This window comes from Pseudoalteromonas sp. P1-13-1a (assembly GCF_001401875.1).
GTDB lineage: Bacteria > Pseudomonadota > Gammaproteobacteria > Enterobacterales > Alteromonadaceae > Pseudoalteromonas.
Map to the genome: position 1 here is coordinate 1 of NZ_LKDV01000074.1, position 1,361 is coordinate 1,361.

1 protein-coding gene is annotated in these 1,361 nt (G+C 45.9%); it reads left to right on the forward strand.

The window, feature by feature from the left end; all coding sequences use genetic code 11:
* The coding region (locus tag AN391_RS19815) for an Ig-like domain-containing protein (protein WP_200910107.1) at window positions 1-1,361 on the forward strand (1,361 nt) is incomplete at both ends.

Here is a 1,361-nt window from a genome sequence, read left to right on the forward strand (position 1 = left end):
GAAGTGCAAGCCGATGGCACCTTTAGTGTAGATGTGCCTAATGAGTTAAGTGAAGGTGAATTTACCGTTGAAGTATCGGTCACCGACGCCGCAGGCAATCAAACCACAGCCACCACCACAGGCGAAGTTGACATAACTGCGCCGGTTGTGACGATAAATGCGTTAGGTGATACGAGTGATACTACTCCGACCCTATCTGGTACAGTTAGTGGCGAGCCTACGGGGTCAACCGTTACTTTAACCGTAACGGATGCAAATGGTGCAGAGCAAACAATCACAGCACAAGTTATTGCTGATGGTAGTTGGACGGTTGAAGTACCTGTTGCTTTAGCGGAAGGCAGTTATACGGTTGATGCTAGTATTAGTGATAGCGTCGGCAATGAAGGCACTGCAACTGCCTCTGGCACCATTGATACAAGTGCGTTAACTATCACTATCGATGTCATTGGTGAAACCAACGACCAAACACCGCAAATAAGTGGTGATACTTTTAATGCAGGAGTGGGCTCGTCTATAGAAGTTCAGATAACAGACTCTACTGGGGCAACGATCACCCTAACCACCGTTGTTGATGCAAACGGACAGTGGAGTGTTACACCACCTGCAGATTTACCTGAGGGAAATGTATCAATCAGTGCAACTGTAACTGATTTAGGCGGTGGCTCAGCCACCACCGAGCTTGATGCTGTAATTGATATTACGCCGCCGACTATACAAATTAACGACCTAGAAACCAGTAATGATACAACACCAATTATTGCTGGTAATACTACAGGCGTTGTATCTGGCACTGTAATAAGCTTGACTGTTACTGACTCTCAAGGCGTTGTTCGCTCGTTTAATACGACAACGGATGCACAAGGGAATTGGAGTGTAGAGCTTTCTCAAGAGTTGGCTTCAGGGGATTATACTGTACAAGCAGAGGTTTCTGATGCTGCAGGCAATAGTGCTTTAGATACAGCAACCGGTAATATCGATACTTCAGGGCCAAGTCTAACCGTTGACTTTGATGCTATAACTAATGATACAACACCTACTATTTCAGGCACGAGTGATGCCGATGTAGGCACTACGGTTACTGTGGTGATTACTGATGAAAACGGTGTAGAACAAACATTGACTACCACAGTTGATGCCAATGGAAATTGGACAGTAACCCCTCAGACAGAGTTGAATGAAGGTGATAACACCATCGAAGTGAGTGTGTCTGATGAAGCAGGAAACACGACAACAGTAACCGATACAATTACTCTAGACACGCAAGCACCCACGCTTACGATACAAAATGTAGGCGATGTAAACGACCTAACACCGACATTACAGGGCACCAGTAACGAAATTGGCGGCACGGTGACACTCAC